This is a genomic window from Gudongella ferriphila (genome assembly GCF_046224405.1).
In the GTDB taxonomy this organism is placed as follows: domain Bacteria; phylum Bacillota; class Clostridia; order Tissierellales; family Tissierellaceae; genus Gudongella.
Map to the genome: position 1 here is coordinate 23,420 of NZ_JBJXRK010000008.1, position 23,158 is coordinate 46,577.

Genomic DNA, 23,158 nt, shown 5'->3' on the forward strand with positions numbered 1-23,158 from the left:
TTCTATAAAATATTTGATCCTACGGCCTTTTCAACATTCTCGTTTATCCTGTCCATCCCTATATTCAGGGTCCCCTGGTTGCTAGGGATAAGAATAACCGCAGGGATTATCTCTTTGTCATATCTATCCACAGTATCTGGTATCAAATTGGCAATCTGCTCTGTGATAAAGATAACGCCATAATTATTTTTGGCCATGGTATCCACTGTTTTTCTGGCTTCCTCTTCCTCCCATACGGTATACACATCTACACCTAGAGCCTTGAAGGCCAGAACGGAATCCTTGTCGCCAATTACTCCCACTTTAAACATAAAGATCACGCAACCTTTCTCTTATGGCCTCCGGTGAAAGATTGTTCGTCTTAGAAACCATTATAATCCTTAATATCTTAATTTCCATTTCCTTGGCCACCAGATATGAAAAGAGGGGCTCCGGTCCGAATGTAACGGATTTGGAATCCTTGTTCAGCTTGATCATGTAGTTGTCCATATACTTTTCAAAAGCGGACAGTCTACCTGTCTCCTGATAAGCCTGGAGACCCTTAAGAAGCTCCTTGCTGATCCTGGCATGCCTGAACTTGTTCATCATTACATCGATTGAATCGTTCATTGTGAGGAGTATGTCATCCCTTTCAATGTTCCCGTTGAAAAGAATCACTTCCCTGAAGAAGTTAAGGTCCTTGCCTTGCTTCTTGAGCCTGATTGCAGCAGATACATTTAAAAAATCGATGTAATCCTTGACATATGCCTTGAACAGGTCTATTCCAGTGCCTTCGGCTACTTTATATAGATGCTTGAAATAGTGTCTGTCTGCAAGTATGTCTATTCTCTGAGGATCCTCCTGCTGGTCATAGTCCTTAAGTATCTCTTCAATGGCCTCTTTGAACTGGAGGGGAATGTCCCTCATCTGCTCTGCATTGAACATCGCCTTCAACTTATTGAAATCAACCGTTCCCACCTGGATGTACAGGTCGGACAGGTCCTTCTGCATCACGTGCTCCTTAAGCATAACCTTAAGGTTGTGGTAGTCGTACTTAAGGGCCATCAGATCCACAACCTCTTCCCGAGGTGAAATCTCTCTCATAAGATCGTATACCCTTTTCAGCTCATGGGACAAAATCTGTTCGTAATCCTCACCTTTCTCCACAGCTGATACTGCACCTGCATATTCTGTATCTCCAAGGGTTCTCAGTACCTCTTCAAGATCCTTTGCATCGACCATCTTGTCAATGGTCAACTGGTCAAGGAGCTTGGTTTCAAGGACTCTGGTACGGGTTACCCCTTGGGTAAATTCCATTCTATCCATGAACTCACTCCTATTCTTCAAAGAGTTTCTGTGCTATCTCCCCTTCGAGGTCCTCCCTGATTTCATCCACCAGGGCATCAAACGTATAGTTGTAAACTATTTCTCCATCCTTAAGTATATATCCTGACTTTACAGATTCATCCTCCACAAGCTCCATCTCCTTGGAAAGCTCCTTAAGCTGGTCCATTTTACCGGTTGGTATTAGAAGTGTGGGCTTGCCATCTGTCTTGATCTTTTCAAAAGAAGATTTTACATAGTCCAGGTACTCATTCTTGTCAAGGTTTGACAGCTTATCCTTTGCCATCTGAAACACCTTGTCCATAACCTCCTGCTTTGCAGAAAGCTTTTCATCCCGAACCTTGAGCTCAGCGCTTGAGATCACTCTGCTCTTTAGCATTTGTGCCTCGGCTGCTGCTTTTTCAATGATCTTCTCCTTTCTCTCATTTGCTTCCTTTACCCTGTGGTTGATATGGCTTTTATTCTTCTTTTCAGCCTCTTCAACCATCTCACTTGCCTTGTTTTTGGCATCCTCAAGAATCTTTTGGGTAAGGTTATCTAAATTTGACATAGCTTCACATCCTTACTTTTTCTAGAAACTTACAGCATTTACAAGAATTAGTGAGATTACAAATGCCAGCAGGGCATATGTCTCAACCATTACCGAGTAGATGATACCCTTTGTTGAATGCTCTTCGTTCTTGGCAAGAATTGAGATACCTGAAGCCGCAACCTTACCCTGAGCGATTGCTGATTGCCATCCAACAAAACCGATTGGCATACAAGCAGCCAATAGATACATACCATGAGCAAGGGTCATACCTGCATCAAGCTGTCCAAGAACCAAAAGTCCGATAACAAAACCGTAAAGACCCTGTGTACCTGGTAGAAGCTGAAGTACAAGCGAACGACCGAATTTCTCCGGCTCCTCGATTATCAAGCCGCTTGCTGCCTGTCCTACAATTCCAATCCCGATCGCTGAGCCTATCCCTGAAAGGAATACAGCCACCGCTATACCTAGTCCTGCGAAAAATACCCCACCATATGAAACAATAAATTCAGTAAATATCATTTACATTTCCTCCTAACCTATTTTAGATTGATATATTTTGGTTTGCTTCTAAACTCCTTGAACCTCTTTCCTCCACCTTCGTAGAATTTGCTGAAGAACTCAACGAAAATAAGTCTTATGGCATGAACATAAGCTCCAAGGAGCGTCAGTCCAAGATTGAATGTCTGCCCGAAGATGAAGATTATAATGGCTCCGATAAATCCCAGCACTCCACTTCCTGCAACCATTCCTGCCATCATATTGACCGCACCGGCTATGAATCCGCCGGCAAGTCCCAGGGCCATAAGCCTTGAATAAGATACAAAGTCACCTACATAGCCTGATATTCCATACAGGGAGTAGATTCCTCCTCCTATCTTACCTACCATTCCTTCTGCATCCCTTCCACCTGTGAGAACAATTCCAGCCATTCCAGCTATCATAACTATGAAGCTTATGGTTTTTACAATCTCAGGTAGGGTCATGACAATATTCAGAAGGTAAACTATCGCTCCGGTCAATGCAAGATACCAGAAGCCCACATCAAAGAGAGCATCCTTGGTTTTTCCATTATGCACAAGGACGTAAGCCTTTATTCCCAGTGCAAAGTATATGTGGATCAAACCAAATATGATCGATAGTATCAGAAGGGAATTGTAATCCTCCGCGGGCTCAAACAATCCCGGCAAAGGTATTATCCCTCCAAATAGAGACCCGTAGAGGAATCCCCATATTATAACTGAAAAGCTCAGATAATAGAAAAACCTTACGAAAAGCTTAGTGTTTTCCTTAAGATTGAAATTCTTAAGAACGTACATGGTTCCTATCAGCATAATAAGACCGTATCCAACGTCGGCAGCCATCATGCCAAAGAAGGCAAGGTAAAATGGCGCCAAAAGAGGCGTAGGGTCCACTTCACTGTATTTGGGCAGTGCATACATCCCAGTTAGGGACTCAAATGCCTTTGCAAATTTTGAATTCTTCAAAAGAATCGGAGTGTCATCACTTTCCCTCTCCGCTTCCTTCATTTCCATATAGTAGATATTATCAAGTCTATCTCTTACATTTCTCTCAAACTCCTCCGCCTTGTCTGAAGGTATGTAGCCTTTTATGACGTCGACGTTGTCTGTTGATACGAAATTTTCAGCAGCAGCTGTCCTCAGCTTTTTGTTGCTAAGGTAGTCGTATACAAGCTCCAAACTGGATTTCTGAGAGGTCATTGATCTAAGTTCCTTTTCGACCTCATCCATCTGGGAAGTCAGTTCCCCGATTCTTTCATCTATCTTTTCCATCTCCTGGGCGGGTTTTTCATCCCCATGGATTACAATTTTGGAAAAGCTCGTATTCCTAAGGCTGTCTATTGCCTTCTTTACTTCGTCTCCATAGGACATGGCCACAACGTACAAATTGTCCTTGTCCTCTTCCACGATTTCGTAATAGGTATTTTCGAAGCCTGTCATTTCCTCATCAAGTCTCTCCCTGAGCTTTTTAGGTACAGTACCTGTGAAGATCTCAGCTCTGTTTATCCCATTGATATCTGATATTGGAAGATCTATTGATTTCCAGGGCTTAAGCTCCAACAGTCTTGCTCTTGCCTTTTCCTTCTCATGCTTAAGGGATTCCATCCTTCCCCAAAGCTCTTCAACCCCATCCAGGGCCTCTTTGTAATCAATGGACTGTGCCTGCTCTTCAAGCTCATCGAAGGTATAGGTGCCAACACCCTCCTTCATGGCTTTGATGCCAGTTGGTTTTTCGTGGAATTTCGACAATATCTTTATGGCGCTCCCTACTCTGTTGATGTCGTCATCGATTTCCATAATCCTTTCCGGCACTTTGACATTTCTTAATCCCAATTCTGAAAGGGTTTCGTCTACACCAAGATTTGTGAAATGGACATATTCAAACTTCTGAAGCTCGTGGAGAAGATCTTCCTTGGATGAATCGAAGGCAAATAAGCTGAATTCGTTCATCTTAACTATTGCCATTACTGTTCACGATCCTCTCAATTATTATATTAGCCACCTTTTCCAGCTTCTCGCTTTCCATCCTCTTCAGTTTCTCAGCCTCTGCACTACCCTTTTCAAGAATCGGCTTTGCTTTGGCTTCCCCCTCTTCAACAGCAGCCTTCTTAAGGCTATCAGCCTCCAGGTTAGCTTCATCAAGAATCCTCTTAAACTCTTCCTCCGCTTTCTGGGATGATTCCTCAGTGGATTTTTTAACTTTGTTACTGGCTTCCTCTAGAATTTCCCTGGCCTTCTCCTCTGCTTTTTTTACAGCCAGTATAGCATCTGTTGCCATCGCTTCACCCCCTACAATGTATATAGTTAAATAATCTTAAATACTACGACTATACTAACTAATTCTATAATAATTATTCTGATAAATCAATAATTTGAGAATAATTTATCAATTTATTTGCAGATTTTCTACAACTTTCCCTTGCCCTTAACGCCTGTAAATGGCTGTATCTCAGCGTTTATTCCCACTATTCCCGTTGAAATAATTTTTGCATAAGTGACGGATTTCACTAAAGTACAAGACTTATTTTTGATAATATTCTCGCACTGTGAAAAGCATTTTTTTCTGATTCCACTGATCTCTATCACCGCTTCTCCCAAGGTGTACCTTTCTCCCTCCTTGAATCGGGCATCATCCGTATGGGTAATGTTCTCGGTAAACCTTGGTATACACAATCCTGTAATTTCTTCCTTTTCAATGTCCTCCCTCACCTTTAGAGGAAGAAGGGACAGCTGTCTCTCCCCACCCTTTGCGTTCTTATCCCCCTCTATGCCCTTGTCCTTGACAAGCATAGCCTCCTTAAGACCTAGGGTCTCACCGTCTGTAGTTCTTATGTTGATCCTCGCAACCTTCAACCTATCACCTCTTTGCCAGTTCCATGGACTTCCCAATGAAAAAGAAAAGACCAACATAGTTGATCTCTCAATTATCTCTTACCAGGCATCTTTCTCTCTATGAACCGTTTCTTATCCGCATTATCCTTCTCTGTAAGCTGTTCATGAACTTCCTTCAGACGGTCTATTTTCTCCTTTATCCTCTTGCCGTCATTGGAAAGCTCCTTAACCGTCCTTTTGCTCTTTTTCAGGTCAAATTCTCGTTTTGTAATGGAAAAATCTCCAGACTTGAGATCCTCCACCAACTCCCTGGGCTTTTTTATCTTTTTCTTTGTAAAGTTATCCATCATATCACCCCAAGATATATCTACCCTATGGAGGGTTTTCTGAATCTGTATATTTCCTTACTATATATATGGAAAGGACAGCTTGTAAGTTTCCTTAAGCTGTCCCTTTCCTATCTGTAGCTATGAATACTTGGCAATATGTTGTTGACGCCTATAAATGTGAATATGACACTTATAAAACCTATCACCGCAAACCATGCAGCTGGTTTTCCCTTCCATCCCCTATTGAATCTCAGGTGGATGTACACGGAATAAATCAGCCAGGTTATAAGGGACCAGGTTTCCTTTGGGTCCCAGGCCCAGTATCTTGACCAGGCATATTTTGCCCATATGGCTCCGGTCACTATTACCAGGGTCAGCATAAGGTACCCGAAGGCAATAACCCTGTAGCTTAGATAGTCACACACCTCTGACTTGGGCAGCACAGTTTTGCCATCTCCAGTTTCCTTCTGCCGCTCTCCAATAAGATACATTGCTGCAAGTCCAGCTGCCACTGCAAAGGACCCGTAGCTTATGACTGCGGTTCCAACATGTATATACAGCCAACCGCTTTGAAGGGCAGGCATAAGAGGTTTTATTGCCTTGGGCAGCATTGAGGCATATCCCATCACAAGAAATGCAATGGGCATGACAAAGGCACCAACTCCAGTGAACCTGTATGCAAAGTGGAGCACAAGATAACAAAGGACAATACCCCAGGCAAAGCTGGTGGCGAATTCAAACTGATTTGTAAAGGGGAGTCTGCCCGATTCAATCACCCTTAAAATTATTGCAACGGTGTGTATTCCAAAGCCTGCCACCGTAAGTGAAATGGCAATCTTACCTATACTTTCCTTTTTCATGGCTACAAATATGAAAAAGAGAACTGCTGAAAGGGTGTACCCCGCAAATGCAAGGGTGAACATCAATTCCTCAAAATATACAAGATCCATCCTTATTCCTCCTTCTCAGTTGATTGTTGAACCAGCTGTCTTACCTGATAGTCAAAGCCCCAGGTGTTCTGTCTTGTTATGGTTCTTATGCTTTTTTCCTCCACCTGAATATGCTTGGGATAAAAGTAGAAGGAGAAAATCAATCCCAAGGTCATTAGGAGACTTCCCAGCATTACAAAAATATACCCGAAATCCTTTCTGAAAGTCAGTCCAGTGTAAAGGCTCGAGTCGGTAAAGGTCAGTTTGAAGTCCTTGTACTGAATTGACTGCCCAGGCTCAAGGATATCAGAAGATACGTGGTTTCCGAATTCATAAAGGATTACGGCATAATATGGATTAAGCTCCTGTTCTGTCATGGTAATTGGCTCTCCCAATGATGTTATGGTCATGTTTGGGAAGTAACCGTACAAATAAACCGTTAGATGACCAGGTTGGTAAAAATATGATTCTCCGTTTCTAAGAAGTGCATTTTGCTCCTCTCCTTCAGGCCCAAGGATGGAAAGGCTGCTTGCCCAGCCATAGCTGGTTTGATAAAAGTCTACCTTATCCACCTTAAGGGGATTATTGACCCACATTGTATCGCTCCATTCCTCACCTTCAGGTCTTAACACGGTAACATCGCTGTAGTACTGGTCCACTGTTCCGTTATCCCTAAATCCCAGTCTGAAATCATCAAGCCTCAATGAAAATCCGTATTGGGGAAAGCCCTTAACATCTCCTGGCAGCATATTGAAAAAGCCCTCCTGTGCAAACATGTTCCCTATAAAGCTTCCAAGAATAATTATGATAATACCAAGGTGGGTAACAGAGGAACCAATATTGCCAATTCTGTGTTTACTGGCCCTGAATCCCTTTTCACCCTCCACTATGGTATACCTTTTTCTCTCCAGAATTCCCCTGAATTTCTGGATATCCATATTTTCAGCATGCAAATTATCCCCATCCGGCTTTGGTTTGGGGAAATGGTCCTTTTTCATTTTTTTAAGCTGTCCAGGCAGTATCCTTAAGGTACAACCTGCAAGATTCACTATGAACAGGAACAGCAGAATTCTAAATATCCATGAGCTGTAGACCTGGTCAAATTGGAGTGCGGTAATTATACTTCCCATAGCGGGATAGCTTTCTATGTAGAATTCCCTTTGTAACCCCTGAGGTAGAACGGTTCCTATGATTGAATATGCTGCTATGAAGATAAACAGTATTATCGCCAGCCCAAGGCTGGTCAACCTTCTGATGAACTTATCTATTGTCATCTACCTCCCCTGATGTTGATTTTTAAAAAAGGGGAGCAAGCTCCCCTTTTAATGTGCTAATAATCCAATGACGGTGGTAAAGGTGGTATGAGTCTGAAGTTTGCCTCGCTATCTGTCTCTCTGAAGTCATCTTCACTCAACCAGATTCTTGTGTTTCCATGGCAGGATTCACAGCTTTCATTCTGGAATGTACTTGCCTGTACATTGTGAGTCGGCGAATACTTCCAGTTTGTAATTTCATTGAAGTTAGGCATCATGTTCTCACCAACAACATCAAGCATTGCCTCCTGTCCAGGAACATGCCTCAAGGCTACGTATTTGTATGGCCTTTCCTCTGTTGGATTGGGGTTAAGACCAACCCTGAACATAATCTTGCTTTCAGATGAGCTTTGTAATGCGGTTCCATCCTCATTTGGATCTAGATGACACTCAAAGCAGTTGTTGTTTGCCTGTGCATGGCATACCTGACATGAAAGAGAGTCTCCATGAACCTTGTGATTTACATCCGTTGCAACAGCTGGATCCTTATCGGTGTGACAATCAGTACATGCCGGAAGGTTCTCCTCCCACATATTCTTGGTCTCTTCCCCAGATCCATGGAAGTTATCAACCGGATGGCAGTCCATACAGGTCATTCCTGCATCAAAATGGGCATCTCCTCCAAAGCCTATCAACCCCATATACTCCCCGGCGTTTCTGGCATTATGGCATGCGTAGCAATTCTCCTCCATTGAAGGAGTCCCAAGGAATGTGTGTTGATCAACAAGACCATTTGAAAAGTTCTTTGCCCTGCTTACATGACAATCTCCACAGGTTGCATGACACTTGTAGCAATCCTGGTCAAATACCTCCTCATGATGAGGTGATTCAGACAAGGACATCACATCGGCAAATGCCGCCAAACCGTTTTCCATCCCGTGTAGATTGTAGTGGATGGATGTTGCATATACATCAGTTACATTGCTGTGACAAGCTCCGCAGTTTGCGTCGAAGTTCCTTGATGGATATGGATCCATCCCTTCATGGGCAACTGCCTTGTCAACCTCGTTTGCTCCACCGTGACAGGTTATGCAGCCAAGGCTTCCGTGTGTGGAGTCTACAAACTCCAGTGATACAAGAAACATCTCCACAGCTTCCAGCTGTGGTCCTGGGGCGCCTCAGCCCCCTGTGTCTTCCGCAACAGGCTGTTCCTCAACCCAGGTAGATGCAGCTATTACTGCTTCGCTGGTATGGCAGGCCACACAGCTTGCGCTGTCAACTGATGGAAACTCAAAAGGCTTGTCTTCTCCCCCGCCAACAAGCGTGTACTCCTCCTCAGGCAATCCAGGTAGAATTCCCATCTGATATATTCCAATAGCAACCACTGCAAGTACTGCAACGATTGCAAGGCTGCCTATCCAGCTATTGAAGATTTTGGGTTTTGACATAGATCTCACCCCCTGTTAAGTAGATCTTTATTGCCTCTTTTAATCAGTTACCTTTGGAAGCTCAGCTCCGTCCCAGCCTGTCATCCCTCTGTTAAGGCTTATTGCATTATAGCCCATCATTCTCAATGGAGCTATTGTTATGCCCGCTGTCTGCCCTGTGTAACAGGTTACATATGCAGGTCTGTTCATAGGTATCTGGTCTACATTTGCACCAACCTCTTTGAATGGTATATGGATTGCACCTTCTATGTGCCCTTCAGCGTAAGCGTCAGCCTGTCTTATATCAACTACAGTTATTGCATCGGGATTCTCCTCAACTAAAGCCAATAGGTCTGCCGGTGCAATTATATAGTTGTCAGCAGAGAAATAATCAACCGCTGCATCCCATATGATCTGCTCCTTTTCATCAAGCTCTGGTGCCTTTGCTTCAGGCAGTTCATTGGCTTCCATTTCTAGAGTGTCTTCACCGAGCTCCAGTGGGGCCCATCCAAAGTTCATGCCACCTCTAAAGGAAACTGCATTAAATCCAAGCATATTTGCCAGTGATGTAACCTGAGCGGATGTCTGGCCTGAATAGCATTGGAAAATTATTTGTCTGTTTGTTGGTAGAACTTCCCAGTGATTTCCCATTTCTCCATATGGAATATTGACTGCACCAGCAATGTGTCCTGCGGCATAGTCATCAGCCGATCTTAGGTCCACCCAGAAGACTGCTCCTGGATTCTCTTCAAACAAAGCCAAAGCTTCATCTGATGCCATTATAAAGTTATTGTCTGGAATGTTGTTAAGTAAATCAAGCGCTGCTTCCTTAAGTACCTCTTCTGGATCCAGTGCTGGCTCCTCTGCCGGCTCCTCTGCTGGCTCCTGGGCAGGCTCTTCTGCTGGTTCTTCCGCTGGAGGTGCTGGCTCTTCAGCCGGTGCAGCTGGTGAACATGCTGTAAGTACAGAAAGTGACATCAACAGTACCATCAGCATGCTTAAAAACTTTGTCTTGCTTCTCATAGAAACTCCCCCTTAAATTTGTGTTAGTTAAATTTTTAACTTAGTTTGGCAGGATTGATGACATACTCCCGTTACTCTAAAGTATAGCATTTTGTGGTCATATGTCAACATCTGTTGTAATTATCACATAATTACAACAATTCCATTCCTTCCTGAAGTAGCTCGTTATAATCCTTTAGGCCTGTAGCTTCCTTTGCCTCAAATGTCAGGGGGACAACATCTTCACGTGCTATGCTCTTTAAGTCAAATTTTCTGTTTAAGGCCATAAGCTGCTGGGTTCCCGCCTTTATCCTCCCAAGATAGGAATATAGTCCTATAGCTCCCGTGGAGAAGGTATCCGCATCATCATAATACTGTCTCAGCTCTCTAAGACCTTCAAACAGCTCTTCCTTGGTCTGTCCAAATCTTTGGAAATCCTTGGGTACATTCCCCTCCTCAACAAGGTCCCCCACCGTCTTTCCTACCATTGCCGCAGTCATTGCAGCTCTTCCGATTCCTACAATATTAATATATGGAGCTCCCAGTGCAAGCGCCTTGAAAACCTGATCCTCCATGGCAATCCCACCTGTGATCGCAACCTGTGGAAGTCTGTACCCCTTGTTATCCATCTCCTTCAATAGTGAATAGAGAATGCTCTCAAGTACAATTGTCGGTATTCCCCATTCATTCATCATCTTCACAGGGCTGTTTCCGGAACCACCACCGGCACCGTCAAAGGTGACAAGGTCAACCCCAGCCTTTGAAGCGATCATGAGAATCCTTGCAAGATCTCCTGGGTCAAATGGACCGGTCTTGAAGAATACCCTCTTGGCTCCCATTTCCTTCAGCTCCCTTACCCGACGCACAAGGTGGTCCTCATTCCATATTGGTAGCTTTCCTACCTTCTCAAACCTCTGGCCAATTCCGACCTTATACTTCTCTGAAATCTCCTCATCCTCAGGATCCGGGTGGACAATGTATCCCCTTTCCTTAAGCTTTAGAGCCTCTTCAAGGGTGTTGACCATTCCAAGACCCTGAATCCCCTTTGCAGCCTGAGCGAACTTCAGCTCCACGGACGTTGCCCCAAGCTCCTTGATTGCATAATCCAGTACGCCATTGTACTCATCATCGTAGTTGCCCTGAAGGACAATGTCTCCGTAGCCCCTACCATACTTTCTGAAGGAATCAAGCATTTCACCGATCAGCGGAGCCTTTTTCACCTTGCCATTCTCCAAAACCAGTTCAGGATCCTTCATGATTACATCCTCGCCAATTACCACAAGGACTCCAGCCATTGCCGCACCTGCATAATAATCCCTCCAGTTAAGCTTTGCCATTGCAGGCAGGATAATGGGCAGTTTAAGCTTCACAGGATTTTCGATTCCAACTGATGTTTCCATGTTCGCATTTGGGTATGTAGCCTCGTAGGGATCCTCCTTGCAACCCCAGGCACCAAAGACCCTTCCATTGATGTTCAGATGAGAATAGTCCACCGGGTAATCCTTCTCCGATGCAAACTGATTCCTATCTGTCTGAAATGGGTAGGTCGCCTCTTTTCCCCTTAAGGCAGAGAGTCCAATTTCACACATTCCAGTGCAGTTTGCCGTACATACAGAGCACATTCCCGAAAAGGGAGAAAGATTATCTGGTGTTCTCATTCTGGTGTTTGTTACTGAGCTTCCCAAGCTGGGACTATAAGTCATTGATATTCCTCCTTTACTTTAACCTGATACAGTCTATGTCTTAATATTACGCCTTTTTATAACATATGTCAATTTCAAAAGGTTGCTAAAATGTGATATAATCTAGTCAGCTTAAGGAGGTAGATCTATGAAAAAGATAACTGTTTTTGGAAGCCCGCTTTGACCGGAGTGTGAACCACTGAGAGAGTTTCTCTTGGAAAATGGAGTGGAGTTTCAGTATATCGATATAACCGACAGCATGAGAAGCCTAAAGATTTTCCTGGCCTTCAGGGATAAATCCGATTATTTCGATCCAATAAGAAAGAAGGGTAGCGTTGGAATACCAACAATTATGATAGGACACGGCGAGAAGTTTCTTGAGGGTGTTCCTGGAATGGACCTTTCTGAACTAAAATAAGGCCCGACAAATTTGTCGGGCCTTATTTTAGTTATCTATACTTTTTTATAAAATATCATATCGGAATAGATTGTACCCCTGTGCTCCTCATATCTAAATCCAGCCATGATGTAGTTCTGCTTTTGCCTGAAGGCCAGGGATGCAAAGTTAGGCAGGGGATTAACCACGGTTTCAGAGAATATGTAGTGAATATCATTCTCCTTCATGTCCTCTATGATCCTCCTGTAAATCTTACTACCTATACCCTTGCCTGTATGCTTGGCTTCTATGGCTGTCTTGTCGATAAGGATGAAATCATCAAGATGTGACATCTCAAAGGATGGGTGCCAGTATATGTCCTCTATCCAGGTTGGATTGTACTTCAGCCACATTTCCTTTTTGTAGGCAAGTGAAAACCCAACTATTTCATCATTTAACTCTGCAACATAAAAATATCGAAGGTTCTCTATCCTATCCTTGTACTGGTCGATGTAATAATCCGGATACAAATGAAAATCATCTATCAAGAAGCCCTGATACGAGTCCCTACCACCTTCCGTAACACTGCAGGCAATTTTGTAGACCCCTATTTCATCACCTTTATGGGCTCTTCTTATGTTTATCTTATCTAGATTTATATCATGTTCTTTAACAAATTTGACATTTGAGTTCATACAGCCACCTCCCAATAATAAACCTACTCACCATCTATTTTTTGATGCCTAAACGCCTTTAACTCTTTTATTTTACACCAAAAACTCCAATAACTGAAGCTAATTGGAGATATTTGATGAAATACTGATATATTTAAGGTTTAATTGCCAAATATTAACTTTTACCTCAATTCCTATAATTTTTGTTGGGAATAAGCCCAATGTGGGTAATATATTATATAACCCTTGGAAGAAAAAAAGGAGTGATTTTGATGAATAGGAAGTATTTAAGCATATTGATCCTCGTGCTTGTTGCAGCAATGGCGCTTGTAGGCTGTTCCTCAGGAAACGAATCAGAGGCACCCGCCGAAGAAGGCGACAGGGTTTTCACCCTGGAGGAGCTTGCAGAGTACGACGGAACCGATGGCAACGATGCATATATCGCAGTTGACGGAGTTGTGTACGACGTGACAGATTCCGACATGTGGGATGCAGGTGGCCACAATGGATACCAGGCCGGACAGGATTTGACTGAAGAGATCAAGAATGTTTCTCCTCATGGCGTTTCTGTTCTTAGCAGAATGCCCGTAGTTGGAACTTTGGAAGAATAATCTGCTTGGGGGTGTTGTATGTATTCAGTATTGGGATGGCTTAATGTAGTTATACTGGGAGTAATTCTATCCCCTTTTGCCCTGAACTTTCTAAACAGGAAGTTTTTCAAAACCCAGAACAGACTCTTTAGGGATACTGTGAAGTTTCTACGAAGATTGCATAAGCCATTTGGTGTTGCAATGGCTGTTCTTGCCCTTGTTCATGGTTATTTGGCAATGGGAGGAATAAGGCTTCATACGGGAAGTCTTCTTTACGCTTCCATTTTCGTGACCGCTTTGCTTGGAGGAAGCTTCTATAAGCTTAAAAAGAGATCCTTGTTTGTTTGGCATAAGAGGATGGCATTCTTGTCATTCCTGCTGTTGCTGCTTCACCTGTTTTACCCCAGCGCACTGTTTTATTTGCTCAATTGAAAAATCCCGGGAAACCGGGATTTTTTAGTTTTCTTCAATATATACAATCCTTGTCTCCCTAAGCTCTCCCCTTGATGGGTGGACTGCCGCAAAGGTAACAACATGAAACTTCTCCTTAAGCTCAGCTGCAGGAATCAAGATCAGTTTACCCTTGTCCATCTCTACGGGGTGTCTCAGTCCATCGATTACACCATAAATCTCAACGTCTTTATGGTTTCCAACAATATCCGCAGAAAATACAGGTCTGTTATTCCCAAAAATCTCTCCCATACTGAAGTCAGGTGATATTTCAACCCCTTCAAGCATGGACCTTCCTTCAGCAATCCGGTCGTTATGCTTTATGACTCTTAGGATGTTAAGGCCAAGGATTTTCTTTACCTCCTGGTCAGTATAGCCTCTTCTAGCCAGCTCCTCAGTTATTCTGTACACCTTTGAAGCATCCTCCATATCCACAGGTAGATATGCCCCGTCAAAGTCAGAGCCAAGCCCTACATGGTCTACTCCCACAAGGTCGATTATATGATCCATATGGTCCACGATATCCTTCACATAGGTGTTGCCTCGCTTACCCACAAATTCATCATGGTATACAACCCCAATTACTCCACCATTCTCTCCAATTGCTTCAATCTGATCGTCCTTTAGATTTCTTGGGTGAGGTACAACTCCATATGCACCCGAGTGGGAGGCTATTACAGGACCTCTGGTGTTACCTATAACATCCCAAAAACTTTCCTGGGACAGATGACTAACATCTGCAATTATTCCCAGACTGTTCATCCTTTCAAGAGCTAGGATGCCAAGAGCCGTTAGACCGCTTTCACTTGGTGTCCCGTTGTAATCTCCGTAGGCACTGTATAGCCCTTCTGCCAGATCATTTGAGTAGTTCCAGGTGAACCCAATTGATTTCACCCCAAGATCCCTGTATTGAAGCAGCAGGTCTTCCCAGTTCATTTTCGTTATTGAATATGCACCTTCAATGGAGGGGATTGCTGCAATCTTTCTTTTCAAAAGAACCTTCTCAATTTCATCGTAGCTGGAGGCAATTTCAAGAATGTCAGAGTTGTTCCTTTCAGTCCAGTACAATGCATTGAAAAGCGCCAGGGTTCTGCTTAGGCTCCTTTCAGGCTGCCCATAAAATGGAGATGAGTAAGCTGCAAAAAAGGGTACGCTTATGTTTCCCGCCCGCAGCTTCCATAAATCTGCATGGAGGTCAGTTCTTTTTCTGATGTCCTTATGAGGCAGCCAGCTGCTTTCATCAATTATCCTAAGCATTGTGTCATTGTGTCCGTCCACAACCACTGAGTCAATATGAAGCTTAAGGGGATTACTTATGTGATTAAAAACTCCCTGGGCAGTAGAATAACCTCCTGCAATTATCACTGCCACAAGAAGTACCATGATTTTCTTCATAAGGTATTCTCCTCTCTGCTATTCCAAAGCCTTCTTCTTACTGAAGGTAAGAGTTATCAGGAAGGAAACAAGCAAAAGACCAAAGCTCACAAGAAACGCAGGCCCATAGGCACCTGTGGAGTCATAGATTGCTGCACCGGTCATTGGCCCGATTATTCCTCCAAGTCCCCAGCCTGAGAAGAGGAGACCATAGTTGAATCCAAAGTACTTTGTTCCATAATAGTCTCCAACAGCTGCAGGAAACACCGAGAATCCCGCTCCATAGCAAAGACCGGCAAGGGCCGCTGCAAGAACCATGACAGGTACTGAAACGGCATTTCTGAACAGGAGCATATTTGCAGCCTGAAATAGAAACAATACCCTCATTGTGTTGATCCTTCCTATTCTATCTGAGACACTTCCGCCAAGTATTCTTCCAGAACTGTTGAATATTGAAATAACCATCACTAGGATAAATCCAGCCTGCCAACCAATCTGAATGTTTGCTATGCTGGATATGTGAGATATTACCATAAGTCCAGCTGATGACGAGAGCCCAAACATTAGCCAAAGCCTGTAGAACTCACTTGTTCTAAGCATTTCTCTCCATTGTATATCCCTTGAGTGAATGTAGTCCGCCCTTGCCTTGAATCCTTCAAAGTCATAGCCTTCAGGAGGATTTTCAAGCTTCAATGAAAGGATCAGGGTTGTTGACAGCACCAAAACCCCAATATATAGAAGCGTCCTGGCAACTCCCACGGTTCCCACCAGGAAGGTTCCCAGGGGAGAGTACAGCAGTGCTGATAATCCAACACCTGCAACTACAATTCCGGTTATCTTTCCCTTCATGCTGGGATGAAACCATTTTATGGCTGGGGGGGCGGTTGATATGGTAATGATTCCAACTCCTGCTCCAGCCATAACCCCTATGGTAAGTAGCATCAATACTGGGTCCAAAAATATTCCCGAAAGAATAAATCCCAAGCCAACAAGTACACTGCCCAGTAGACCGGATATCCTGGGCCCCTTCTCATCCTGAAATTTTCCAAAAACAACCATGGCCAAGGGGAATGCGATTGTGAATATTGTGTATGGAAGCGAGGCTTCCTTGCTGCTCCAGCCGTGATTCTCAACCAGGGCCTTGCTGATTATACTCCAGGCATACATCATACCTGTCATGAAGTTTATCAGGGCAGCAGCTATTACAACCTGCCTACCCCTGTTTGTTTTGCCAGTAATATTATTTATCATACCTGTCTCCTTTATATTTGCTGTAAATATTATAACATGATTCAAAGGTTTTTTTTGAATATGGACAAATTTTACATATATTGTGCTATTATTAAATATATTCAGTACATACAAATGAAATGATGGTGATAAAATGATGGCATCAACCAAAAGCTTGCTATTGAGTCTTGTAATTCCAATGATTATCCTATTGACCAAGCCCCTTGGTCTGTCACTTGATCAGTCAATAATTCTTGCAGCCCTTATCTTGACACTTACCCTATGGGTGAACAAGACAGTCAGCCGAACCTATTCTTCACTGTTTCTGATACTTGTTTTTCTATTGTTTGGCAATACGCCCGTGGATAAGGTATTTACATTCCCACTTTCGGACAACTTTCTGCTTATTGTGCTGTCTTTTCTGTTTTCCGAAGGTATTGTTAAGAGCAGAATGATTGACAGGCTCTTAAAGCCCTACATAGGTTACCTTGCAACCTCAATACCTAGGCTTTTCCTATCCATATGGCTCATGTCCCTCATTATGATCTTTGTCATTCCCCAGCCCTTCATAAGGCTTATTCTCCTGGGTACCATCTTCAGGGAGTACCTAAACGGAGAAGGGATAGATGAGGATGCCAAGGAGCCGATACTTCTTGGGGTTTTTCTCATTGCAATAATCACAAACACCTTCTCCCTCAAGGGTGATATAATCATGAACCCAGCCCTTATTGCCATGTCAGGAATCGATATTAGCCAAGCCCAGTGGACAAGGTATTTTCTGCTTCCTGGACTTATACACCTGATATTTCTGATGTCAATTTTCCTTGCTATGAACAGATATGATTTGGCAAAATATAAAAAATCAAAGGGAAGAATCCCATCAATTCAGCTTGACGGGGACGACAAGAAAAAGCTTCTGCTTGTCCTTCTGCCACTTGTTTTCTGGGCTTTTGAACAGCTGCATCCAGTTCCTGGTACGGTGGTGATCCTGATAGGAATAATCCTTATGTACATAGGCAGGATCCTGTCCTTCAAGGACCTTGGGAGCATACAGTGGTCCCTTTTGGTATTCCTTACTGCAACCTTTTCCATAGGCCCTGTCATGTCTGGAAGCGGCACTGCCCAGATCCTTTTCGGACAGATGAAGCCAATATTTCCACAGGAATATTCCCTCCTGATGGTCCTTGCGGTAATACTCTCCTCAATGGCCATACACATGATCCTTGGAAGCATCGTTACCACAATGTCTGTTGTTCTGCCAGGCATGGCCTTGCTTACAGAAGGTATAATGTCTCCCATCCTGGTGGCCCTGATTGTATTTGTAACACTTGCACTTCATTTCATTCTACCATTTCACAGCGTCCACCTGGTAGTTGGAGAAGGCTACGGCTTCTTCTCCCAGAAGCGGGTCATAAAGACCGGCATTGTACTTACAGCGGTGATACTTTTATCACTTTTTGCCATTTATATACCTTGGTGGCATTTTGTAGGTCTTTCTTAACCTGATTGTAAACGGATTGTATTACTTTGAACATTTTTCTGGGGTATAATTACTCAAAAGGAGATGAGATAAATGAAGAAAGGCTTAAAATTCACAGCTCTGCTTCTTGGAATCCTAATGATGGTGCCCCTCTTTGGAGGCTGCGGCTCCATGATAGCAAAGGAGGAGTCCTCCATGGACGGAGCTGCCCCCTATCCTACAGAAACACCTGCAGAGGCTCCTGCATATGAAGAGGCCGGAGAGCCCCAGCGTGACAATGGACTTGGAACTCCCAGCTATTCGGAATCCATCGAGCCGGACAAGATCATAACCACAATTAGCATGACCTTTGAGACAACTGAATTCGATCAATCACTGGAAAAGTTGTACTTACTTATAGATGAAGCTGGAGGTTATCTTTCAAGCTCAAATGTGTACTACTCAAGCTACTACAACTCCCAGATGTATCAGCGTGGAGACTTTGCAATACGAATCCCCAGAGACAAGGTAAACCAGTTTAAGGGATTGGTCCCTCAGGTTGGTAACCTTACAAACGAAAGCACCTCCAAGGAGGATGTGACCAGATACTATACCGATACAGAGTCAAGACTTAATGTCCTGGAGATAAAGGAGGAAAGGCTTCTTTCATTACTTGAGAGGGCTGAGGAAATTGAGGACATCATAAAGCTTGAGGACCAGTTGAGCGAGGTCATCTATGAAAAGGAAAACCTCAAGGCCACACTTGTCAACCTTGATGACAGGATTGACTATTCAACCTTCCATATATCACTTATTGAGGTTGGGAAGGTTAGTACCACAGAAACCAAGGAAACACCTTTCCTCACAAGAATACAGAATGCATTTGAAAATTCACTATACCAGTTTAGAATATCCGCTGAAAACTTTGCAGTATTTATGGTCTACAACCTTCCAGGACTTCTTGTTCTTTTGATTGTTGCCATAATCCTTTACAAAATAATCAAAAGAATAGTCAGTGGACCTAAAAAGCCTCCAAAGGAAAAGAAACAGAAGAAGAATAAAGATGACAGATTTGTTGAAAAAGAAGACAGCAAGGACGAAAAAAAAGATGATTCCCAGGCCTAAGGCCTGGAATCATCTTTTTCAATTTATTTTCCCTTCTTGATCCATTCTGCCACCTGGACAGTCCTTCTTGCCTGGTGCTTGACCGCTTCCTCAACATCATCTATGATGTCACCCTCCTGGGAAACCGTTGCAGTTGTTCCGTATGGGTTTCCACCAGCGGCAAACAGAGATCCATCAGTGTAACCTGGAGCTGCTATGATCGCTCCCCAGTGCATGAAGGTTGAATACATTGCCTTTACAGCACCCTCCTGTCCACCATTTGGGTTCTGTGCTGAGGACATTGCAGATACAACCTTGTTTGCAAGCTTACCTTCAGCCCAAAGACCTCCCTGCATGTCAAAGAAGTTTTTCATCTGTGAAGGTGCATTTCCAAATCTTGCTCCTGCGCTGAAGATAATTGCATCTGCCCAGTCAAGATCCTCAGATGAAGCTATCCTGACGTCCTTGGTCAGCTCAGCTATTTCCTTCATTCTCGGATTTCCGTCAATTATCTCCTGGGGAATGAGCTCCTGAACCTTCAATAGCCTAACCTCCGCACCAGCCTCCTTGGCAGCCTCTTCAGCCCACTTGGCCATTTTGTAGTTGGCACCATTTGCACTGTAATACACTATAGATAGTTTTACCTTGTCCATTAAATAACCTCCTATATATTAACTTCATAATTAACGCTCGTGAAGACCTTATACCCGGTAGGTTTTTCATTAAAACAAAAAGATACCCTTTTGGGGTATCTTTTTTATAATCATTACAATTATTTGCTCATATTGCATTTAGGGCACAGGCCGGTGATAAGAACCTGTTCGTCATTGATCAGATAACCCTCTACATTATCCATAAAGGTAATCTCCGATACGGCTATATCGTATATGGAATCACACTCCTGACACTTGAAGTGCCCGTGAAAACCACGTTCCGCTTCATATCTCAGCTCATTTCCCTCGATATTGATGGCCTTGGCCAGTCCCTTTTCCACAAGAAGCTTCAAGGTATTGTAGACTGTTGTCTTAGATAGGGTCAAAATCTCTTTACCTAGTTTCTCATATATTTCGTCCACCGTAGGATGGATTCTTTCCTCAAGAAGGTAATTCAAAATTCTCACCCTTATATAGGACGGCCTAATTCCCTTTGACTTTAAAGTTTTAAGTTCCGTATCGAATTTTTTCATGAATCAACAACTCCAATTAATATTTATACCATTTACATAATACCTCATTTAATGGTATAAATCAACACATTTCATTTAGTCTTCAAAAGCCTCGCTAACCTTCCACTCTTTCCATACATTACCTACAAGGTCAGGTCCCGGCTTAAGGGTTTTCTTTCCAGGTCTCCATCCTGAAGGAGCGACTTCAGCACCCTTGGTCTCCCTAACAAGCTGGAATGCCTTGATTTGTCTGATTGTCTCCATTACATTTCTTCCTACTGGAGGTGTAAGTACCTCGAAACCTTGGATTATTCCATCTGGATCTATCAGGAACCTTCCTCTTGTCTCCACTCCACTGCCCTCGTCATAGATTCCATACATCTTGCCAACGTATCCATCAGAATCCGATGCCATTGGGAATGGAATATCCTTTCCGATCATCTTTGAAAGCTCATTGTCATTCCATACCTTGTGAACAAACTGGCTATCAACGCTCATTGATATAACCTCTACCCCAAGCTTCTGGAACTCGTCAAATTTTTCAGCAACTGCTGAAACCTCAGTAGCTCAGACAAAGGTGAAGTCTCCTGGATAGAAGCAAAGCACTACCCATTTGCCCTTATAGTCCTCCAACTTAACATTTGTAAATTCTCCCTTATAAAATGCTGGTGCCTCAAAAAGTGGTGCTGGTTTTCCTACTTTAACCATAGACTGTTCCTCCTTTTTAACTTCAGTGATACTTACTGTCCCTTCCTCAACTGGCTTGTTCTTCTTGATCTCCGGTCTTGCACAGCCGGAATTAGGTTGTTCTGTCAAATGGACACCTCCTTAATTGTAATTATAATATTATTGTAATCATTACATTTATGTTGTTATGATAACATATAGCTGTCAATACTGTAAATACCCATTTGCAAATTCATGGAAACTATTTTTATGGGATTATGTTTATAATTATAAAACCTCCCATATGGGAGGTTCCCTATCATCCTATATATGTTATGACTAAAAATGAAACTGCAATTCCAGAAAGTACAGAAAGAACAAGATTTCCCTTCCAGTAAGCAAGAGCACCAGCAACTCCTATTCCAGCGATTGCTGCAGGAACCATATCCGGATCCGAGGTGAGTATGCCTCTGACAATCAGTATGCTCAGGGATGTATAGGGCACAAGCTGGAGAAATCTCATCATGGAGGGTCTAAGCTTAAGCTTCTGCAGGAGCATCAGGGGCAGAAGCCTTGGGAGATATGTCACAAGTGCCATTCCAAATATAACAGGTAAGTAACTATTCATCATTATCCTCCTTCCCCATAACCACCACACCCAGGGCGGAGGCTATTATGATCCCGGCAATTATATCCCAACCCGATGAGAGCATACCAGTCCTGAAAATTGCAATATAAGTAACCGCTCCCAAGAGTGCAGGCTTGAGATAGTCCTTGTTTACCTTGAAGGAAGGAAATAAAAGGGCTGCAAACATTGCATAAAGACCCAAGCCCAAGCTTTCCTGGAGAGCCTGGGGTATGACTTCTCCCACCAGGTATCCAACAGCTGTTCCACTGGCCCATGCTCCATATGCAATCAGATTCACTGTTAGGATAAAGGGTAGGGATAGCTTGTCCTTGTTGAAGGAAAGTACAGAGAAGGTCTCATCGGTTATTCCAAACCCGATAACGGGAAGAAATCCTGCTGTATCCTTTTTTAGGTTTACAGACAGGGATGCGCTCATCATCATATGACGAAGATTAAGCAGAAATGTTGCAAGGATTATGCTTCCTGCACTTACGCCTGCCCTTACGAGATCCAGAAACATAAACTGACTTGCACCTGCATAGACCAGCATTGAGGTCGCTGAGGTATCCACTATTGTCAGGCCTGTATTCTTGGCAAGCAATCCATAGGCCATTGCTATGGGAAAGTAGCCAAGTATCAGTGGCGATCCGGCAACCATTCCATCTCTTATCAATTCTTTTCTGTCATGACTCATGCTAAAACCTCTTTTCATTTACATTAGATTAATTATAACCAATATTTCGGGTTTCTAACATAATTTTGTCTTTATTGGCAAATTTAAGCAATTGAAAAGGGTTTGTAACTCATTTTCCCCATCCGGTATGTTATACTTTTAGTATATTCTAAAATGGAGGGATAGATATGGATAGAGAACGACTGGGAAAAAATAGATATTTTCTAAAGACTACCATAAGAGACCAGATTGACATATCAGACAACGACCAGAACAAGGGCGTTCCAATGCCTGAGATTCAAAAGCCTCATAGCGATGGGCAGCAGCTGTTGGACCTGGTTCCAGCGGAGGAACTAAAGGAGATGTCAGGCATGAAGCTTACAGAGGCCATCGGAGACAGAAGAACCAGAAGAAAGTTTGATCCAGAAAGCATGATGACCCTCAAGGAACTATCCTACCTTCTGTGGGCGACACAGGGAGTGAGGAAGAATTCGGGAACTACCATTTTTAGAACTGTTCCTTCCGCTGGCAACAGACATGCCTTTGAAACCTACCTGGCAGTCTTCAATGTTGAAGGGTTGGAGCAGGGAATCTACAGGTATCTTCCACTTGACCACAGGCTGGTTCTTGAGAGGAAGGTTGAGGATCTAAGGGAAAAGGTCAACCTGGCATCAAAGGGACAGGTTTTTGTGGGAGCTGGTTCAGTTGCTTTCATATGGGCTGCAATTCCCTACAGGATGGAATGGAGATATACCCTGGCGGCGCACAAGTCGATTCTTCTTGATGCCGGGCATATCTGCCAGAATCTTTATCTAGCTTCAGAGGCTCTGGGCTATGGAACCTGTGCAATTGGAAATTACAGTCAGGAGCTTGCCGATAAGCTTGTGGGCGTTGACGGAAAAGAGGAATTTGTGGTTTATATGGCACCTGTTGGAAAATAGA

Annotated in this window: 28 protein-coding genes; 6 read left to right on the forward strand and 22 right to left on the reverse strand. The window is 43.3% G+C overall.

The genetic code is table 11. The features are described from left to right. Positions 1-2: 2 nt before the first annotated feature. The 14 genes from ACKVDP_RS06650 to ACKVDP_RS06715 form a co-directional block, all read right to left on the reverse strand. Positions 3-311 (reverse strand): V-type ATP synthase subunit F, encoded by a 309-nt coding sequence (locus tag ACKVDP_RS06650; protein WP_409228033.1) that lies wholly within the window; start codon positions 309-311, stop codon positions 3-5. Then, positions 304-1,305, reverse strand: coding sequence for a V-type ATP synthase subunit C (locus ACKVDP_RS06655; protein ID WP_409228034.1), 1,002 nt, complete (start codon positions 1,303-1,305; stop codon positions 304-306). The genes ACKVDP_RS06650 and ACKVDP_RS06655 overlap by 8 nt, the downstream gene beginning before the upstream one ends. A gap of 10 nt (positions 1,306-1,315) precedes the next feature. Beyond that, positions 1,316-1,873, reverse strand: coding sequence for a V-type ATP synthase subunit E (locus ACKVDP_RS06660; RefSeq protein ID WP_409228035.1), 558 nt, complete (start codon positions 1,871-1,873; stop codon positions 1,316-1,318). 21 nt (positions 1,874-1,894) lie between these two features. Beyond that, positions 1,895-2,374, reverse strand: a complete 480-nt coding sequence (locus ACKVDP_RS06665) for a V-type ATP synthase subunit K (protein ID WP_409228036.1) — start codon at positions 2,372-2,374, stop codon at positions 1,895-1,897. A gap of 17 nt (positions 2,375-2,391) precedes the next feature. Continuing rightward, entirely contained in the window at positions 2,392-4,338 is a 1,947-nt protein-coding gene (locus tag ACKVDP_RS06670; RefSeq protein ID WP_409228037.1) for a V-type ATP synthase subunit I, read from the reverse strand. Then, complete coding sequence (locus ACKVDP_RS06675) at positions 4,325-4,651, reverse strand: hypothetical protein (RefSeq protein ID WP_409228038.1); 327 nt, start codon at positions 4,649-4,651, stop codon at positions 4,325-4,327. The genes ACKVDP_RS06670 and ACKVDP_RS06675 overlap by 14 nt, the downstream gene beginning before the upstream one ends. A 128-nt stretch (positions 4,652-4,779) precedes the next feature. Beyond that, positions 4,780-5,226, reverse strand: coding sequence for an MOSC domain-containing protein (locus ACKVDP_RS06680; protein WP_409228039.1), 447 nt, complete (start codon positions 5,224-5,226; stop codon positions 4,780-4,782). Positions 5,227-5,297: 71 nt separating this feature from the next. After that, positions 5,298-5,552, reverse strand: coding sequence for a hypothetical protein (locus ACKVDP_RS06685; protein ID WP_409228040.1), 255 nt, complete (start codon positions 5,550-5,552; stop codon positions 5,298-5,300). A 110-nt stretch (positions 5,553-5,662) separates the two neighbouring features. Next, complete coding sequence (gene ccsB / locus ACKVDP_RS06690; protein ID WP_409228041.1) at positions 5,663-6,484, reverse strand: c-type cytochrome biogenesis protein CcsB; 822 nt, start codon at positions 6,482-6,484, stop codon at positions 5,663-5,665. Between the two features lie 2 nt (positions 6,485-6,486). Further along, positions 6,487-7,737: a cytochrome c biogenesis protein ResB gene (locus ACKVDP_RS06695; protein ID WP_409228042.1), complete on the reverse strand. Its 1,251-nt coding sequence runs from the start codon at positions 7,735-7,737 to the stop codon at positions 6,487-6,489. A 56-nt stretch (positions 7,738-7,793) separates the two neighbouring features. Next, on the reverse strand, positions 7,794-8,861 hold the full coding sequence (locus ACKVDP_RS06700; RefSeq protein WP_409228043.1) for a multiheme c-type cytochrome: 1,068 nt from the start codon (positions 8,859-8,861) through the stop codon (positions 7,794-7,796). A 33-nt stretch (positions 8,862-8,894) separates the two neighbouring features. After that, entirely contained in the window at positions 8,895-9,164 is a 270-nt protein-coding gene (locus ACKVDP_RS06705; RefSeq protein WP_409228044.1) for a hypothetical protein, read from the reverse strand. Between the two features lie 39 nt (positions 9,165-9,203). After that, positions 9,204-10,166, reverse strand: coding sequence for a rhodanese-like domain-containing protein (locus ACKVDP_RS06710; protein WP_409228045.1), 963 nt, complete (start codon positions 10,164-10,166; stop codon positions 9,204-9,206). A 131-nt stretch (positions 10,167-10,297) separates the two neighbouring features. Then, entirely contained in the window at positions 10,298-11,848 is a 1,551-nt protein-coding gene (locus ACKVDP_RS06715; RefSeq protein ID WP_409228046.1) for a glutamate synthase-related protein, read from the reverse strand. Positions 11,849-12,041: 193 nt separating this feature from the next. Here ACKVDP_RS06715 and ACKVDP_RS06720 point away from each other — a divergent pair, with 193 nt between their 5' ends. Further along, positions 12,042-12,245: a glutaredoxin gene (locus ACKVDP_RS06720; protein WP_409228047.1), complete on the forward strand. Its 204-nt coding sequence runs from the start codon at positions 12,042-12,044 to the stop codon at positions 12,243-12,245. 35 nt (positions 12,246-12,280) lie between these two features. Here the strand turns inward: ACKVDP_RS06720 and ACKVDP_RS06725 are convergent, their stop codons facing one another. Then, positions 12,281-12,898 (reverse strand): GNAT family N-acetyltransferase, encoded by a 618-nt coding sequence (locus ACKVDP_RS06725; protein WP_409228048.1) that lies wholly within the window; start codon positions 12,896-12,898, stop codon positions 12,281-12,283. A gap of 200 nt (positions 12,899-13,098) precedes the next feature. Between ACKVDP_RS06725 and ACKVDP_RS06730 the strand changes: the two genes are divergently transcribed. After that, a complete protein-coding gene (locus tag ACKVDP_RS06730; RefSeq protein WP_409228049.1) occupies positions 13,099-13,488 on the forward strand; it encodes a cytochrome b5 domain-containing protein in 390 nt (129 codons plus the stop codon). Between the two features lie 18 nt (positions 13,489-13,506). Further along, entirely contained in the window at positions 13,507-13,899 is a 393-nt protein-coding gene (locus tag ACKVDP_RS06735) for a hypothetical protein (RefSeq protein ID WP_409228050.1), read from the forward strand. A 24-nt stretch (positions 13,900-13,923) separates the two neighbouring features. On the opposite strand, the gene ACKVDP_RS06740 is transcribed toward ACKVDP_RS06735, so the two are convergent. Further along, positions 13,924-15,312 carry a dipeptidase gene (locus tag ACKVDP_RS06740; protein ID WP_409228051.1) on the reverse strand — a complete coding sequence of 463 codons (1,389 nt, stop codon included), beginning with the start codon at positions 15,310-15,312 and terminating at the stop codon, positions 13,924-13,926. Positions 15,313-15,330: 18 nt separating this feature from the next. Continuing rightward, positions 15,331-16,542 (reverse strand): L-lactate MFS transporter, encoded by a 1,212-nt coding sequence (locus ACKVDP_RS06745; RefSeq protein ID WP_409228052.1) that lies wholly within the window; start codon positions 16,540-16,542, stop codon positions 15,331-15,333. 136 nt (positions 16,543-16,678) lie between these two features. Here ACKVDP_RS06745 and ACKVDP_RS06750 point away from each other — a divergent pair, with 136 nt between their 5' ends. Both ACKVDP_RS06750 and ACKVDP_RS06755 read left to right on the forward strand, forming a co-directional pair. Further along, positions 16,679-18,022 (forward strand): SLC13 family permease, encoded by a 1,344-nt coding sequence (locus tag ACKVDP_RS06750; protein WP_409228053.1) that lies wholly within the window; start codon positions 16,679-16,681, stop codon positions 18,020-18,022. A 72-nt stretch (positions 18,023-18,094) separates the two neighbouring features. Then, complete coding sequence (locus ACKVDP_RS06755; RefSeq protein WP_409228054.1) at positions 18,095-19,105, forward strand: DUF4349 domain-containing protein; 1,011 nt, start codon at positions 18,095-18,097, stop codon at positions 19,103-19,105. 23 nt (positions 19,106-19,128) lie between these two features. On the opposite strand, the gene wrbA is transcribed toward ACKVDP_RS06755, so the two are convergent. From wrbA to ACKVDP_RS06780, 5 genes are all read right to left on the reverse strand, one after another. Next, positions 19,129-19,737: an NAD(P)H:quinone oxidoreductase type IV gene (wrbA, locus tag ACKVDP_RS06760; RefSeq protein ID WP_409228055.1), complete on the reverse strand. Its 609-nt coding sequence runs from the start codon at positions 19,735-19,737 to the stop codon at positions 19,129-19,131. 119 nt (positions 19,738-19,856) lie between these two features. Then, positions 19,857-20,270, reverse strand: a complete 414-nt coding sequence (locus ACKVDP_RS06765; RefSeq protein ID WP_409228056.1) for a Fur family transcriptional regulator — start codon at positions 20,268-20,270, stop codon at positions 19,857-19,859. Positions 20,271-20,345: 75 nt separating this feature from the next. Next, the gene (gene prxU / locus ACKVDP_RS06770) at positions 20,346-21,065 is read right to left on the reverse strand and encodes a thioredoxin-dependent peroxiredoxin (protein ID WP_409228057.1); all 720 of its coding nucleotides are present in this window, start codon (positions 21,063-21,065) and stop codon (positions 20,346-20,348) included. A gap of 169 nt (positions 21,066-21,234) precedes the next feature. Further along, positions 21,235-21,543, reverse strand: a complete 309-nt coding sequence (locus tag ACKVDP_RS06775; protein WP_409228058.1) for an AzlD domain-containing protein — start codon at positions 21,541-21,543, stop codon at positions 21,235-21,237. Further along, the gene (locus ACKVDP_RS06780; RefSeq protein ID WP_409228059.1) at positions 21,536-22,237 is read right to left on the reverse strand and encodes an AzlC family ABC transporter permease; all 702 of its coding nucleotides are present in this window, start codon (positions 22,235-22,237) and stop codon (positions 21,536-21,538) included. Before ACKVDP_RS06780 ends, ACKVDP_RS06775 begins: the two co-directional genes overlap by 8 nt. A 167-nt stretch (positions 22,238-22,404) precedes the next feature. Here ACKVDP_RS06780 and ACKVDP_RS06785 point away from each other — a divergent pair, with 167 nt between their 5' ends. Next, entirely contained in the window at positions 22,405-23,157 is a 753-nt protein-coding gene (locus ACKVDP_RS06785; protein ID WP_409228060.1) for a SagB/ThcOx family dehydrogenase, read from the forward strand. Position 23,158: the final 1 nt, after the last annotated feature.

Coding starts and splice junctions, on each gene's coding strand:
- ACKVDP_RS06650 (WP_409228033.1), bottom strand. CDS start 311: ATGTTTAAAGTGGGAGTAATTGGCGACAAGGATTCCGTTCTGGCCTTC.
- ACKVDP_RS06655 (WP_409228034.1), bottom strand. CDS start 1,305: ATGGATAGAATGGAATTTACCCAAGGGGTAACCCGTACCAGAGTCCTT.
- ACKVDP_RS06660 (WP_409228035.1), bottom strand. CDS start 1,873: ATGTCAAATTTAGATAACCTTACCCAAAAGATTCTTGAGGATGCCAAA.
- ACKVDP_RS06665 (WP_409228036.1), bottom strand. CDS start 2,374: ATGATATTTACTGAATTTATTGTTTCATATGGTGGGGTATTTTTCGCA.
- ACKVDP_RS06670 (WP_409228037.1), bottom strand. CDS start 4,338: ATGGCAATAGTTAAGATGAACGAATTCAGCTTATTTGCCTTCGATTCA.
- ACKVDP_RS06675 (WP_409228038.1), bottom strand. CDS start 4,651: ATGGCAACAGATGCTATACTGGCTGTAAAAAAAGCAGAGGAGAAGGCC.
- ACKVDP_RS06685 (WP_409228040.1), bottom strand. CDS start 5,552: ATGGATAACTTTACAAAGAAAAAGATAAAAAAGCCCAGGGAGTTGGTG.
- ccsB (WP_409228041.1), bottom strand. CDS start 6,484: ATGGATCTTGTATATTTTGAGGAATTGATGTTCACCCTTGCATTTGCG.
- ACKVDP_RS06695 (WP_409228042.1), bottom strand. CDS start 7,737: ATGACAATAGATAAGTTCATCAGAAGGTTGACCAGCCTTGGGCTGGCG.
- ACKVDP_RS06700 (WP_409228043.1), bottom strand. CDS start 8,861: ATGTTTCTTGTATCACTGGAGTTTGTAGACTCCACACACGGAAGCCTT.
- ACKVDP_RS06705 (WP_409228044.1), bottom strand. CDS start 9,164: ATGTCAAAACCCAAAATCTTCAATAGCTGGATAGGCAGCCTTGCAATC.
- ACKVDP_RS06710 (WP_409228045.1), bottom strand. CDS start 10,166: ATGAGAAGCAAGACAAAGTTTTTAAGCATGCTGATGGTACTGTTGATG.
- ACKVDP_RS06715 (WP_409228046.1), bottom strand. CDS start 11,848: ATGACTTATAGTCCCAGCTTGGGAAGCTCAGTAACAAACACCAGAATG.
- ACKVDP_RS06725 (WP_409228048.1), bottom strand. CDS start 12,898: ATGAACTCAAATGTCAAATTTGTTAAAGAACATGATATAAATCTAGAT.
- ACKVDP_RS06730 (WP_409228049.1), top strand. CDS start 13,099: ATGTGGGTAATATATTATATAACCCTTGGAAGAAAAAAAGGAGTGATT.
- ACKVDP_RS06735 (WP_409228050.1), top strand. CDS start 13,507: ATGTATTCAGTATTGGGATGGCTTAATGTAGTTATACTGGGAGTAATT.
- ACKVDP_RS06740 (WP_409228051.1), bottom strand. CDS start 15,312: ATGAAGAAAATCATGGTACTTCTTGTGGCAGTGATAATTGCAGGAGGT.
- ACKVDP_RS06745 (WP_409228052.1), bottom strand. CDS start 16,542: ATGATAAATAATATTACTGGCAAAACAAACAGGGGTAGGCAGGTTGTA.
- ACKVDP_RS06750 (WP_409228053.1), top strand. CDS start 16,679: ATGGCATCAACCAAAAGCTTGCTATTGAGTCTTGTAATTCCAATGATT.
- ACKVDP_RS06755 (WP_409228054.1), top strand. CDS start 18,095: ATGAAGAAAGGCTTAAAATTCACAGCTCTGCTTCTTGGAATCCTAATG.
- wrbA (WP_409228055.1), bottom strand. CDS start 19,737: ATGGACAAGGTAAAACTATCTATAGTGTATTACAGTGCAAATGGTGCC.
- ACKVDP_RS06765 (WP_409228056.1), bottom strand. CDS start 20,270: ATGAAAAAATTCGATACGGAACTTAAAACTTTAAAGTCAAAGGGAATT.
- ACKVDP_RS06775 (WP_409228058.1), bottom strand. CDS start 21,543: ATGAATAGTTACTTACCTGTTATATTTGGAATGGCACTTGTGACATAT.
- ACKVDP_RS06780 (WP_409228059.1), bottom strand. CDS start 22,237: ATGAGTCATGACAGAAAAGAATTGATAAGAGATGGAATGGTTGCCGGA.
- ACKVDP_RS06785 (WP_409228060.1), top strand. CDS start 22,405: ATGGATAGAGAACGACTGGGAAAAAATAGATATTTTCTAAAGACTACC.